Raw genomic sequence first — 13,369 nt, forward strand, 5'->3', positions numbered from 1 at the left:
ACCGCTATCTATTGGCTAACCGTTAGGGGGGTGGGGCCGTGCAGGACGCGGTGCTGGCGATGCTCGCCAAGGAGCCGTCGCACGGCTACGACCTGCGCGCCCGCCTGCGGCACAGCCTCGGCCCGCTGGGCGAGTCGATGAACCCCGGCCAGATCTACGTGACCCTGGCCAGGCTGGAGAAGGCCGGGCTCGTCGCCTGCGAACGGGCCGACGGCCTCCCCGAGCGGCCCGACCGCAAGATCTACGCGCTGACCCCCGACGGCCAGCGCCGGGTGGCCGCCTGGCTCGCCGAGGTCGGCTGGCCGAAACCGGACCTGGCCGAGTTCCATCTCAAACTCGCCGCCGCGGCCGCGGCCCGGCTGGCCGACCCGGTCGAGCTGGTCGCGGCGCAGCGCCGCGAGCTGCTGCGCCGCCTGCGCGAGGTCCAGCGGGCGGCGCTGGACGAACCGCCCGGATCACCCGCCGGCCTGCTGCTGGAAGGGGTCGTGCTGCGGTTGCGGGCCGACCTGCGCTGGCTGGACGCCTGCGAGCGCACCTGGTCCGGGGCCGAAGACGAAGACGAGGGCGCATGAACGTGTTACGGGCCCACGGCCTGGTGAAGACGCACGGCCAGGGGCAGAGCCGGGTCCGCGCGGTGGACGAGGTCGACCTGGAGGTCCCCCAGGGTCAGACGCTGGCGGTGACCGGCCCGAGCGGCTGCGGGAAGTCCACCCTGCTGCACCTGCTGGGCGGCCTGGAACGGCCCACCGGCGGAGAGGTGTGGCTGGCCGGCCGGCGCGTCGACACGCTGAGCGAGCGGGCCCTGGCCCGCCTGCGGCGCCGGTCCGTCGGGTTCGTCTTCCAGGCGTTCCACCTGGTGGAGGAGCTGTCGGCGGCCGAGAACGTCGAGCTGCCCGCGCTGCTGGCCGGCCGCTCGCGCCGCCAGGCCAGGCGGCGCGCGCACGCGCTGCTGGACCGGGTCGGGCTCGCCGCCCGCGCCCGGCACCTGCCCTCGCACCTGTCCGGCGGCCAGCGCCAGCGCGTCGCCGTCGCCCGCGCGCTGGTCAACGAGCCGCTGGTGGTGCTGGCCGACGAGCCCACCGGCAACCTCGACACCGCCGCCGCCCTCGACGTGCTGAGGATCTTCGGCGAGCTGCGTTCCGCCGGGCAGACCCTCGTGATCGTCACGCACGACGAGCGGGTGGCGGCCACCGCCGACCGGCTGGTCTCGATGCGCGACGGCATGTTCGTCGACGACACCCACCTGGCCGCCGCCCGCCCGCGGGGGCTGGGCGGCCTGATCGGGCTGGAGGACTGACCGTCATGGGCACCGTCGTGGGCACAGTCGTGCTCGTCACCCGGCTGGTGCTGGCCGACGTGCGGCGGCACCGCGTCCAGGCCGCGATGCTGCTGCTCGCGGTGACCGTGGCCACCGCGACGATGGCTCTGGGCCTGTCCCTGGGCGACGCCGGCCGCTCCCTGTACGAGCAGACCCGCGCGGCCACCGCCGGGCCGGACGTGGTGGCGCTGTCCGGCGGCTCGGGCCGCGCGGCCACCTCCGCCCTGGCCTCGCTGGCGGACGCCCCCGAGGTGGTCGCCCACCACGGCCCCTACCGCATCGTCTACGCCGACCTCACTGTGCGCGGCTCGACGTCGTCCCAGGTGGTGGTGCACGGCTTCGCCGAGCGGCCCGGCCCGGTCAACCGGCCGCTGGTGACCTCGGGCCGGTGGGTGCGCCCCGGCGGCGCCGTCCTCGAACGCGGCTTCGCCACCGCCCTGGGCGTCGGCGTCGGCGACCGGGTCACCATCGCCGGCCGGGCGTACCCCGTCGTCGGGATCGCCGTCACCGCGGCCACCTCCGTCTACCCCTGGGCGGCGCAGATCGGGCCGGGCGGCGGCCCCAGCGACTACGCCGGCCTGGCCTGGCTGACCAGCTCGGACGCCCGCACGCTGGCCGCCGCCCGGCACCTGCCGGTCACCACGGCCGTCGACCTCAAGCTGCGCGACCCCGCCGCCACCGAGGCGTTCCGCGACGCGCACCGCGACCCGGACCTGCGGGTCAACCTCCACTCCTGGCAGTTCACGGCCGAGCAGGACACCGTCGTCCTCAAGGACAGCCAGCCGATCCTGGTGGTCGGGAGCTGGCTGCTCAGCTTCCTGGCCGTCACCGGGGTCGCGACGCTGGCCGCCGGCCGGGCCGCCGCGCAGACGCGCCGGGCCGGGCTGCTCAAGGCGGTCGGCGCCACCCCCGGGCTGATCGCCACCGTCCTGCTCACCGAGTACCTGGCGCTCGCGCTGGCCGGCGACGCGCTGGGGCTGGCGATCGCCCGCCTGACCGCGCCCGCCCTGGCCGGCCCCACGGCCAGCCGGATCGGCGACGCGGCCGAGCTCGGCGGCTCCGTCGTGGTCACCGCGACCGTCCTGGCCGTGGCGGTCGCGGTGCTGTCCACGCTGCGTCCGACGCTGCGCGCCCTGCGGACGGCCACCGTCACCGCGCTGTCGGCGACCGCGCGCCCGCCCCGGCACCGGCCCCTGATCACCGCCCTGTCGGCGCTGCTGCCCACGCCGCTCCTGCTCGGGCTGCGGCTGACCGCCCGCCGGCCCGGCCGGGCGGTGCTCCAGGCGTGCTCCACCGCCACCACGGTGATCGCGATGGTCGCCCTGCTGACCCTCAACGTCCAGCCGGAGCGGGGCTACGGCCTGGACGGCTCCTCCGTGCTGCCCAACCTGCGCGGCGAGCAGGACCGCCGGCTGATGCTCGCCGTCACCGCCCTGCTGATCGTCCTCGCCGTCGTGAACACCGTCACGCTCACCTGGACCACGGCCATGGAGGCGCGCGCCACCATGGCCGTCGCCCGCACGCTCGGCGCCACCCCCGGGCAGGTCGCCGCGGGCCTGTCCAGCGCCCAGCTGCTGCCCAGCCTGCCCGGCGCCGTCGTCGGCGTCCCGCTGGGCCTCGGCCTGCTCTCGCTCTTCGCGGCCGGGAACTCGGTCCAGGCGCCCTTCTCCTGGCTGGCCGGCGCGGCGCTGGCCAGCCTCCTGGCGACCGCGGCGTTCGTCGCCCTGCCCGCCCGGCTGGCCGCGCGCCGGCCCGTGGCCCAGGCGCTCAGCGCCGAGGCCGCGTGACCGGCCGCGCGGAAACCCGGTGGACGGCTTCCGTGATCTCCGGCTAGGGTGGGGCGCGTGTCCGGTCCCGAGGCGTCAAGACGCTAGCCACCGATCGTCGGTGGCTTCTCGTGATGTCCTGCGGCCGCGCCGTCCCTGAGACCGCGCGCCTTTCCGGCATCCGATCACCTTCGTCCGGACCGGTTCTTCCCGGCTGTTCCGCCACCGTCGTGGCGTCGAACCCGGGCCTTCCCTCCTCGCGGTAGCGCCCGCGCCCCGCTCTGAGCTGTGCCGCCGGCGCGCCGCGTTCCTTCGTGCTGCCTTTTGGAGTACTGCTCGTGCCTTTCGCCATCTACGTTCTCGGGCTGGCCGTGTTCGCCCAGGGAACGTCGGAGTTCATGCTGTCCGGGCTGGTTCCGGCCATCGCCGCCGACCTGGGCGTGTCCGTCCCGGCCGCGGGCGCGCTGACGTCCGCGTTCGCCGCGGGCATGGTCGTCGGGGCGCCGCTCATGGCGCTGCTCAGCCTGCGCTGGCCACGCCGGCAGGCGCTGCTCGTCTTCCTCGTCGCGTTCGTGCTCGTGCACGTGGCGGGCGCGCTCACCGCCGACTTCGCCGTGCTGCTGGTCACCCGCGTCCTCGGCGCGCTGGCCAACGCCGGTTTCCTCGCCGTGGGCCTGGCGACGGCGGCCGGCATGGTCGCCCCCGACGCCAAGGGGCGGGCCACGTCCGTCCTGCTCGGCGGGATCACACTGGCGTGCGTCGCCGGGGTGCCCGCGGGCGCCGTGCTCGGCCAGGCGTTCGGCTGGCGGTCGGCGTTCTGGGCGGTGGCGCTGGTCTCGCTGCCGGCCGTCCTGGCCGTCGTGCGGTCGGTGCCGGCCGGCGGGCCGGAGAGCGCCCGTCCGCGCGCCCGGCACGAGCTGCGGGCCTTGCGCGAGCCGCGCCTGCTGGTCGCGCTGGCGCTGGGCGCGCTGGTCAACGCCGCCACCTTCTGCACCTTCACCTACCTGTCGCCGCTGGTCACCGAGGTGAGCGGCGTCTCCGGCGGGTGGGTGCCGGTGCTGCTCGCGCTGTTCGGGCTGGGGTCGTTCGCCGGGGTGACCGCCGCGGGCCGGCTGTCGGACGCGCGGCCGGCGCTGGTGCTGGTCGCGGGCGGGCTCGCCTTGCCGGCCGGGTGGGCGCTGTTCGCGGTCGCGGCGGACGTTCCGGCCGCGGCGTTCGTCCTGGTCTTCGTCCAGGGCGCGCTGTCCTTCGCGGTCGGCTCGACCCTGATCGCCCGCGTCCTGTACGCCGCCGCCGCGGCGCCCTCGCTGGGCGGCTCCTTCGCCACGGCGGCGCTCAACGTGGGGGCCACCGCGGGCCCGGCGCTGGGCGGCGCGGCCATCGCCGCCGGGCTCGGCTACCGGTCGGCGCTGTGGGTCAGCGCCCTGCTGGTGGTCGTGGCGCTCGCCGTGGCGGCCGTCGTCCACAGGTCGCCGGCGAGCGTCACGCCGCGCTGACCGGGGGCGGGAGGATGGTCCGGCGGCGGTGACCAGGCGCGGTCGCCGGGCGTGCTCTCGTGAATGCGATGGCATGCCCGGCGATCGTGTCGCTGTTGCATAGCCAGATGGGGCTTCAGGGTTGATTATGCGGAAGGTAGGGTGTGGGTTTGTGACGACGTTCCGGATCAGCGAGGCCGCGGCGCTGCTCGGGGTCAGCTCCGACACCGTCCGGCGGTGGGTCGACGCGGGCCGGCTGGCGGCCGAGCGAGACGAGCACGGCCACCGACGGGTCGACGGCGCCGATCTGGCGGCCTTCGCCCGCTCGCAGATCGAGTCCGACGGCGAGGGCGGCCGATCCTCGGCGCGCAACCGCTTCCGCGGCGTCGTGACCGAGGTGCTCCGCGACGCGGTGATGGCCCAGGTGGAGATCGCCGCCGGGCCGTTCCGCGTGGTGTCGCTGATGAGCCGGCAGGCGGCCGACGAGCTGGGCCTGCAGGTGGGGGTGGTGGCGGTCGCCGTGATCAAGTCCACCAACGTCGTCGTGGAGATCCCCGGCCACGAGCGCGTGGCCAGTCAGATGTGAGGAGCCCCCGTGGTGTTCAGGGTCAGGTGTGCGGAGCCCCCCTTGGTGTTCATGCGTCTTTCCCGGTGGTCGATCGCCCTGCCCGTCGCGTTCGCGCTGGCCGGTCTGGCCGGCTGCGGCTCGGGCGCGCCGGCCACGTCCGCCTCGGCCGCTCCCGCCGCGTCCGCCGGTGGGGGCGCCGGGCAGGTGACGGTGTTCGCGGCGGCCTCGCTGACCGGCACGTTCACCGAGCTCGGCAAGAGCTTCGAGAGCGCCCATCCGGGAACGACGGTGAGGTTCAACTTCGGCTCCAGCGCCACCCTGGCCCAGCAGATCGTCCAGGGCGCCCCCGCCGACGTGTTCGCCGCCGCCAGCCCGGCCACCATGAAGACGGTCACCGACGCCTCCCTCGCGAGCGCCCCGGCCACGTTCGTCCGCAACAAGCTGCAGATCGCCGTGCCCGCCGCCAACCCGGCCAAGGTCGACGAGCTGAAGGACCTGGCCGACCCCGCGGTGAAGGTGGCGCTCTGCGCCGAGCAGGTGCCGTGCGGGGCCGCCGCGGTCAAGGCGCTCGGCGCGGCCGGCCTCAAGGTCACGCCGGTCACCCTGGAACAGGACGTCAAGGCCACCCTCACCAAGGTGCAGCTGGGCGAGGTGGACGCCGCGCTGGTCTACCGCACCGACGTGATCGCCTCCGGCGGCAAGGTGACCGGCATCGACTTCCCCGAGGCCGCCCAGGCGATCAACGACTACCCGATCGCGGCCCTGACCAAGGCCCCGGCCGGCGACCTGGCCCAGCAGTTCGTCGACCTGGTGCTGTCCCAGCAGGGCAAGGACGTCCTGGCCAAGGCCGGTTTCGAGGCCCCGTGACCGCGCGTTCCCGGCGTCCCGGCCCGGCGGACCCGCCCGCCGGGCGTCCGGCCGCGGGCCGTGAGATCTCGGGGCGGGCGCCGTGGATGCTGGTCGTGCCCGCGCTGGCGGGGCTGGCCTTCCTGGTGCTGCCGCTGGCCGGGCTGCTGATCCGGGCCCCCTGGTCCACGCTGCTCCAGCGGCTGGCCGAGCCGCACGTGCTGGAGGCGCTGCGGTTGTCGCTGCTCTGCGCCACCGTCGCCACGGTCTTCTGCCTGCTGCTCGGCGTGCCGCTGGCCTGGTTGCTGGCGCGGGTGTCGTTCCCGGGGCGGCGGCTGGTGCGCGCGCTGGTCACCGTGCCGCTGGTGCTGCCGCCGGTGGTCGGCGGCGTGGCGCTGCTGCTGGTGCTGGGGCGGCGCGGCCTGGCCGGGCAGTGGCTGGAGTCCGCCTTCGGCCTCACGCTGCCGTTCACGACGGCCGGGGTGATCGTCGCCGAGGCGTTCGTCGCGATGCCCTTCCTGGTGATCAGCGTGGAGGGCGCGCTGCGCGGCGCCGACCAGCGCTTCGAGGAGGCCGCCGCGACGCTCGGCGCCTCCCGCTGGACGGTGTTCCGCCGGGTGACGCTGCCCATGGTGATGCCGGGCGTGGTGGCCGGGGCCGTGTTGTGCTGGGCGCGGGCGCTCGGCGAGTTCGGGGCGACGATCACGTTCGCCGGCAACTTCCCCGGCACCACCCGCACGATGCCGCTGGCGGTCTACCTGGCGCTGGAGACCGAGCCGGCGGCGGCGATCGTGCTCAGCCTCGTGCTGCTGGCCGTCTCGGTGGTCATCCTGGCCAGCCTGCGCGACCGGTGGGTGAGCGCGCCATGACCCTCGACGCCCGTCTGGTGGTCATCCGGCCGGCCTTCACCCTCGACGTCTCGCTGCGGGTCGCCGCCGGCGAGGTGGTGGCGCTGCTCGGCCCCAACGGCGCCGGCAAGACCACCGCCCTGCGCGCCCTGGCCGGGCTCACCCCGATGACCGGCGGGCGGATCAGCCTGGGCGGCGCGCCGCTGCACACACTGCCCGCCGAGGGCCGCCCTATCGGCGTGGTCTTCCAGGACTACCTGCTCTTCCCGCACCTGTCGGCGCTCGACAACGTCGCCTTCGGGCCGCGCTGCCAGGGCGTGCCCAAGGCCGAGGCCCGCCGGACGGCCGCCGCCCTGCTGGAGCGGGTCGGCCTTGCCGCCCACGCCGCCGCCAGGCCGCGGCGGTTGTCCGGCGGGCAGGCGCAGCGGGTCGCCCTCGCCCGCGCGCTGGCCGTACGGCCCGAGCTGCTGCTGCTGGACGAGCCGCTGGCCGCGCTCGACGCCCACACCCGGCTGGAGATCCGCTCCCAGCTGCGCCGCCACCTGGCCGACTTCGAGGGCGCCACCGTGCTGGTCACCCACGACCCGCTCGACGCGATGGTGCTGGCCGACCGGCTGATCGTCATCGAGCACGGCACGGTCGTGCAGGAGGGCCCGCCGGCCGAGGTCGCCCGCCATCCGCGCACCGACTACGTGGCCCGCCTGGTCGGGCTCAACCTCTATCGCGGCGTGGCCGAGGGCGTGCGGGTCAAGGTCGGCGAGGTGCTGCTGCACACGTCGGAGGAGCTCGACGGGCCGGCGTTCGTGGCCTTCCCGCCCGCGGCCGTGGCGTTGTACCGCAGCCGCCCCGACGGCAGCCCGCGCAACCTGTGGCAAGCCCGGATCGAGGGCATCGAACGGCACGGCGACAACGTGCGCGTGCACCTCGACGGCCCCCTGACGGCCTTCGCCGACATCACCCCGGCCGCCGTCGCCGACCTCGACCTGACCCCCGGCCAGCGGATCTGGGCCTCCGTCAAGGCCACCGAGACGCACGCCTACCCGGCCTGAACGCCCCGATCCCACGGTCCTTCGCCCGCGCCGACCCGGATGGTTCCTGCGCCGCTCCGCCGCATTGGCGGAGCGGCGGGCCACCGAGGAGATCGGGGCCGGCTCTGAGCCGCTGAGGCAGGCTTACGGAGTGAGCACGACCTTGTTGCACTCGTCCTGCTTGTGCTTGAACAGCTCGAACCCGCGCGGCGCCTCGCTGAGCGGCATGCGGTGCGAGACGACGAAGCTCGGGTCGATCTCCCCCGCACGGATCCGCCGCAGCAGCGGCTCGGTGTAGCGCTGCACGTGGCACTGGCCGGTGCGGATGGTCAGCGACCGGTTCATGACGGTGCCCATCGGGAACTTGTCGACGAATCCGCCGTAGACGCCGATGACGGAGATCACGCCGCCGTTGCGGCAGGCCATGATGGCCTCCCGCAGCGCGTACGGCCGCTCGGTCTCCATCCGGGCGGCCTGCTTGGTGCGGTCGTAGGCGTACATGGTGGGGGTGGGGTGGTGGGCCTCCATGCCGACGGCGTCGATGCAGGCGTCGGGGCCGCGCCCGCCGGTCATGTCGCGCAGTGCGTCCAGCACGTTCACCTCCTCGTAGTTGAGCACCTCGGCGCCGGTGCGCTGGACCCGCCGCAGCCGGTACGGGAAGCGGTCGATGACGATGACCCGCTCGGCGCCGAGCAGGAACGCGCTGGCCGCGGCGAACTGCCCGACCGGCCCCGCGCCCCAGATCGCGATCGTCTGGCCCGGCTTGATGTCGCACATCTCCGCACCCATGAAACCCGTCGGGAAGATGTCCGACAGGAACAGCACCTGCTCGTCGGTCAGGTCGTCGTCGATCTTGATGGGGCCGACGTCGGCGAACGGGACGCGCACGTACTCGGCCTGCCCGCCGGCGAAGCCGCCCAGCATGTGGGAGTACCCGAAGATCCCGGCGGGCGCGTGGCCCATCAGCTTCTCGGCCATGCCCGCGTTGGGGTTGGAGTTCTCGCACAGCGAGTACAGCTCGGCCTCGCAGGCGAAGCAGGCCCCGCACGCGATGGGGAACGGCACCACGACGCGGTCCCCGGTGCGCAGGTTGCGCACGCCGGGGCCGACCTCGACGACCTCGCCCATGAACTCGTGGCCGAGGATGTCGCCCTTCTTGACGGTCGGGATGTAGCCGTCCACGAGGTGCAGGTCGGAGCCGCAGATCGCGGTCGAGGTGACGCGGATGATCGCGTCACGCGCGTTGAGGATCTGCGGGTCCGGGACGTCCTGGATCTCCAGGCGGTTGCGGCCCGCCCACACGTTGGCCTTCATACCCGTCCTCCGATCGGTTGTGCGGGACGCTGCTGGAGCTGGCGCCGGGCGCGGTGGCCCTCGGGGCTGCCCTCGGAGCGGACCACCTCGCCGGTCTCCATGACCTGCTTGAAGCGGCGCAGGTCGTCGCGGAGCTGCTGCTCGGGGTGCTCGCCGAACATGCGGGCGACGGCGGCGGCGAGCTTGCGGCCGCGCGCGCCGTACTCCAGGGAGACGTCCACGACCGTGCCGTGCCCGGCGGGGCCGTCGGTGCAGCTGACCAGGCCGGCGGTGGCGATGCCGGTGCCGGGCACCGACCGCCAGGCGATCAGGTCGCCGAATCGCTCGTCGATGATCTCGGCCTCCCACTCCAGGTCGACGATCGGGCCCTTGGCCTTCCAGTGGGAGTGGCGCTGGTTGACGGTGCGCACCGAGTCCAGGTGGACCATGAACGTGGGCAGGTTCTCCAGGTCGCGCCAGAAGCGGTAGACGTCCTCGCGGGGCTTGTTGATGGTGATGGAGGCGCGTACCTGGAGCGGGCCCTTGGCCTTGGCGGTGCCGCGCCGGGCGCAGGCGGCGTCCAGTGCGGTGAGGCCCGCGACGGCGCCGAGCGCGGCCAGCGCGCGGGTGCGGCGGACGCCGGTGCGGCCGGCGGCGGCCCGGCCCAGGAGGCCGAGGTCCATCGTGTCGCCGGCGACCCTGGTCCACGCCCACTGGGCGGGGTTCTTGGCGCCGAGCAGCAGCGCGGCGTGCAGGAGCTCGCGCCCGCCGACGAGCCTGGCGACGGTCGTGGCCCCGGGCGCGTCGTCGACGCCGCACAGGCGGGTCACGGCTCGTGGTGCCGCCAGTTGCGCGGCGCCCAGCGCGAGGCTGGCCCACCCGAGCGCACGGGCGAATTTGTCAGTCATCATGTGTCCTAACACAGGTTGCAGTGGTGAATGCGTGCGCCCTGGTCTGCTGACGCCCCCGCGTCCTTTGCCCCCGACAAAACGGATGACACCAGCAGATTCAGGCATCAAAGGTGCAGGTCGTCTGGATGGCCCTCCCCATGGGGCCCAGGACCAGCCCGAACGCCACCGACGTCGAGATCGCCGGAAGCGGCGCCGCCGCGGACAGCGGCGGGCGCACGTTCGTGAGCGACGAGGTCACGCCGGGCGTTCAGCGGCGGCGGGCTGCGGACCTTTGGCGAACTCCTGCACGATGCGCTCGCAGAAGGCCGGCAGGTCGTCGGGCGACCGGCTCGTGGTGATGTTGCCGTCGGTGACGACCGGCTCGTCCACCACCTCGGCGCCGGCGTTGCGCAGGTCGGTGCGCACGCTCGGCCACGAGGTCAGCCGGCGGCCCCGCGCGACGTCGGCCTCGACGAAGTTCCACGGGCCGTGGCAGATCGACGCGACCGGCTTGCCCGACTGGACGAAATCCCGGACGAACCGCACCGCAGCGGGTTCCATCCGCAACTTGTCCGGGTTCACCGTCCCGCCGGGCAGGAGCAGCGCCTCGTAGTCGTCGACCGACACCTCGCCGACCAGCCGGTCCACCGTGAAGGTGCCGGCGTCTTCGAGGTCATGGTCGCGGGCCTGGATCTCGCCGCCGGCGATGGAGACCACGACGGTGCTGGCGCCGGCGTCGTCCAGCGCCTGCCGCGGCCGCTCCAGCTCGACCCGCTCCACCCCGTCGGCCGCGAGGATCGCGACCCGGCGTCCGTTCAGCTCTCCGGCCATCTCAGGCACCCGCCCCCGCCGTCTCCGGGTGCAGGACGACCTTCGTCCAGCCCTCGTCCCGCTTGTCGAAGTGCTCGTACGCCTCAGGCGCGCGGTCGAGGGGCAGCTCGTGGCTGACGATGAAGGACGGCTCGGCCTTGCCCGCGGCGATCAGGTCGCGCAGCTGCCGGTTGTACCTCTTGACCGGGGCCTGGCCGCTGCCGATGTGCTGGCCCTTGAACCAGAACATGCCGTAGTCGAAGGCGAGTTTGCCCTGTTTGGCCAGCTCGTCGCCGGCCCCGGGGTCCTGCGGGACGAAGACGCCGACATTGCCGATCCTCCCGGTGAAGCGTACCGAGGCGACCAGCCGGTTCATCGTCAGGTCGGGCTGCTCGCGGCCGTCGGGGTCGTGCGCCTGATAGCCGACGCACTCGCAGCCGTTGTCCGCGCCCAGCCCCATCGTCTCCTCCAGAACGACCTGCACCGGGTCGACCTTGGAGTCGTCGATGGCGATCGCGCCGATCGATTCGGCCAGCCGCAGCCGGTCGGGGTGGCGGTCGACGACCATCACCTTGCTCGCCCCCCGGATGGTCGCCGAGAGGGCGGCCATCAGCCCGACCGGGCCCGCGCCGTAGATGACCGTCTGGTCGCCGGGCTGCACGCCGGCCATCTCGGTGGCGTGGTAGCCCGTCGGGAAGATGTCGGCGAGCATCACGTAGTCGGTCTGGCGCTCCTCGGCGTCCTCGCCCAGCCGCAGGCAGTTGAAGTCGCCCCAGGGCACGCGCAACAGCTCGGCCTGCCCGCCGCCGTAGGGGCCCATGTCGGCGAAGCCGTAGGCGGCGCCGGCCATCTTCGGCTCTGGCTGAGCGGTCAGGCAGTAGTTCGTCAGCTGGCGCTCGCAGTTCTTGCAGTGCCCGCACGCGATGTTGAACGGCAGGACGACCCAGTCGCCCACCTGGACCTTGTCCACCCCGGAGCCGACCTCGACCACCTGGCCCAGGTTCTCGTGCCCGAACCAGCGGCCGGACTCGAAGTCGGTCCGGCCCTCGTACATGTGCAGGTCCGAGCCGCAGATGTTCGCGGACGTGATCCGCACCAGGACGTCGGTCGGCCGCTCGATCCGCGCGTCCGGCACCTCCTTGACACTGACCTGCCGCGGTCCCTCGTACACCACTGCCTTCATGACCATCCCCCGTCGCAGATGCCTCCCTCCCCACGGGCGGCCCCCCAGCCGATACCCCCGGAAAACCCCCTGAATCCACAGCCGGGCGCGTTGAGTGTCCGAATGGGTGCTGACCGTCACAACGAGGGCTGAGAACGCCTCCAGCCCGTTCATCACCCGATACACGATGCATGTGCCGCAGGACTGTGGGTATGCGGTCCGGGATCCACCCGGCCACCGGCGAGGAGCGCTCATGGCCATCAGTGAGCAGCACCGGCCGGAGATCGTCGTCGGGCTCGTGGCGACCCCGCCGGACTATCCGGCGCAGGTGGTCGCGCGGCTCGCCGCCGAGCTGGCCGACCGGCTCGCCGAGCAGGTGGACCCGCACGTGCGGTGGACCGTCCGGGCAGGCTGGGGTGACGTGGCGCCGCGCCGTGACGGCGGCGTCGAGGCGCTGCTCGACGATCTCGCCCGCCGGCGCGCCGACGCCCGGTGGGACGTCGCGATCTGCCTGACCGACCTGCCGCTGCACACCGAGCGGGTGCCGCTGGTCGCGCAGACGTCCGCCCGGCGCCGCGTCGCGGCGGTGTCCCTGCCCGCGCTGGGGCTACGCCAGCTGCGCGCGCTCCGCGCCGCCATCCCGGGCTTCGTGAGCCGGCTGCTCACGGACACCTCCGAGGAGCGGGTGCCGCCGGCCGAACTGGCCGGCCAGGTCGCCGCCATCCACCGAGTGGTCGGCGAGGCCGAAGCCGGGGAACTGGGCTACCTCGCCTCGCGGCTGGCCGGCCGGGTGCGGCTGCTGACCGGAATGGTCCGGGCCAACCGCCCGGGACGCGCCCTGCTGGGCCTGTCCAAACTCCTGGTCGGCGCCTTCGCCACGGCCGCGTTCGCGCTCACCACCAACACCATCTGGGAGATGGGTGACGCGCTCGGCGGACTCCGCCTCACCGTGATCATGTTTCTCGGGCTGACCGCGCTGGTGACCTGGCTGATCATCGCGCACGGCCTGTGGGAGAAGTCGGACCGGGAGACACCGGCCGAGCTGGCCCGGCTGTTCAACCTGGGCACGATCCTCACCCTCGCCCTGGCCGCCGCGGTGTCCTATCTGGTGCTGTTCGCCGGAACGGCACTCGTCGCGGCGCTGCTGATCGACACCTCCGTGCTGGCAGAGAACCTGCAGCGGCCGGTCGATCTCACCGATTACCTGAAGCTGGCCTGGATCATCAGCTCGCTGGCCACCGTCGGCGGCACGATCGGCTCCGGGCTGGAGGACGAGGACACCGTGCGGGCCGCCGCCTACGGCTACCATCCCGAACCCGGCGGCTGGCGCGACGAGCTGGACGCGTGATCCCCGCTTCGGGCCAG

13 protein-coding genes are annotated in these 13,369 nt (G+C 73.9%); 9 read left to right on the forward strand and 4 right to left on the reverse strand.

The features are described 5' to 3' along the window. Positions 1-38: 38 nt before the first annotated feature. From ABT158_RS23205 to ABT158_RS23240, 8 genes are all read left to right on the forward strand, one after another. Positions 39-572 (forward strand): PadR family transcriptional regulator, encoded by a 534-nt coding sequence (locus ABT158_RS23205; RefSeq protein ID WP_352356514.1) that lies wholly within the window; start codon positions 39-41, stop codon positions 570-572. After that, on the forward strand, positions 569-1,297 hold the full coding sequence (locus tag ABT158_RS23210) for an ABC transporter ATP-binding protein (RefSeq protein WP_352356516.1): 729 nt from the start codon (positions 569-571) through the stop codon (positions 1,295-1,297). Before ABT158_RS23205 ends, ABT158_RS23210 begins: the two co-directional genes overlap by 4 nt. A 5-nt stretch (positions 1,298-1,302) precedes the next feature. Continuing rightward, positions 1,303-3,105 (forward strand): FtsX-like permease family protein, encoded by a 1,803-nt coding sequence (locus ABT158_RS23215; protein WP_352356518.1) that lies wholly within the window; start codon positions 1,303-1,305, stop codon positions 3,103-3,105. A gap of 317 nt (positions 3,106-3,422) precedes the next feature. Next, positions 3,423-4,580, forward strand: coding sequence for a Cmx/CmrA family chloramphenicol efflux MFS transporter (locus tag ABT158_RS23220; RefSeq protein ID WP_352356520.1), 1,158 nt, complete (start codon positions 3,423-3,425; stop codon positions 4,578-4,580). 151 nt (positions 4,581-4,731) lie between these two features. Next, positions 4,732-5,145, forward strand: a complete 414-nt coding sequence (locus ABT158_RS23225; RefSeq protein WP_352356522.1) for a TOBE domain-containing protein — start codon at positions 4,732-4,734, stop codon at positions 5,143-5,145. A 51-nt stretch (positions 5,146-5,196) separates the two neighbouring features. Continuing rightward, entirely contained in the window at positions 5,197-5,994 is a 798-nt protein-coding gene (gene modA, locus ABT158_RS23230; RefSeq protein ID WP_352356524.1) for a molybdate ABC transporter substrate-binding protein, read from the forward strand. A gap of 86 nt (positions 5,995-6,080) precedes the next feature. Beyond that, positions 6,081-6,842: an ABC transporter permease gene (locus ABT158_RS23235; protein WP_352356796.1), complete on the forward strand. Its 762-nt coding sequence runs from the start codon at positions 6,081-6,083 to the stop codon at positions 6,840-6,842. After that, positions 6,839-7,870 carry an ABC transporter ATP-binding protein gene (locus tag ABT158_RS23240; protein ID WP_352356526.1) on the forward strand — a complete coding sequence of 344 codons (1,032 nt, stop codon included), beginning with the start codon at positions 6,839-6,841 and terminating at the stop codon, positions 7,868-7,870. Before ABT158_RS23235 ends, ABT158_RS23240 begins: the two co-directional genes overlap by 4 nt. Before the next feature lie 123 nt (positions 7,871-7,993). Here the strand turns inward: ABT158_RS23240 and ABT158_RS23245 are convergent, their stop codons facing one another. The 4 genes from ABT158_RS23245 to ABT158_RS23260 form a co-directional block, all read right to left on the reverse strand. Next, complete coding sequence (locus ABT158_RS23245) at positions 7,994-9,163, reverse strand: zinc-dependent alcohol dehydrogenase (protein ID WP_352356528.1); 1,170 nt, start codon at positions 9,161-9,163, stop codon at positions 7,994-7,996. Continuing rightward, positions 9,160-10,053, reverse strand: a complete 894-nt coding sequence (locus ABT158_RS23250; RefSeq protein WP_352356530.1) for an SRPBCC family protein — start codon at positions 10,051-10,053, stop codon at positions 9,160-9,162. The genes ABT158_RS23245 and ABT158_RS23250 overlap by 4 nt, the downstream gene beginning before the upstream one ends. Positions 10,054-10,287: 234 nt before the next feature. Continuing rightward, the gene (locus tag ABT158_RS23255; RefSeq protein ID WP_352356532.1) at positions 10,288-10,863 is read right to left on the reverse strand and encodes a type 1 glutamine amidotransferase domain-containing protein; all 576 of its coding nucleotides are present in this window, start codon (positions 10,861-10,863) and stop codon (positions 10,288-10,290) included. Between the two features lies 1 nt (position 10,864). Next, complete coding sequence (locus ABT158_RS23260; protein ID WP_352356534.1) at positions 10,865-12,025, reverse strand: glutathione-independent formaldehyde dehydrogenase; 1,161 nt, start codon at positions 12,023-12,025, stop codon at positions 10,865-10,867. Positions 12,026-12,257: 232 nt separating this feature from the next. Here ABT158_RS23260 and ABT158_RS23265 point away from each other — a divergent pair, with 232 nt between their 5' ends. Then, positions 12,258-13,352, forward strand: a complete 1,095-nt coding sequence (locus ABT158_RS23265; RefSeq protein WP_352356536.1) for a DUF2267 domain-containing protein — start codon at positions 12,258-12,260, stop codon at positions 13,350-13,352. Positions 13,353-13,369: the final 17 nt, after the last annotated feature.

This window comes from Nonomuraea sp. NPDC001636 (genome assembly GCF_040298265.1).
Taxonomy (GTDB): domain Bacteria; phylum Actinomycetota; class Actinomycetes; order Streptosporangiales; family Streptosporangiaceae; genus Nonomuraea.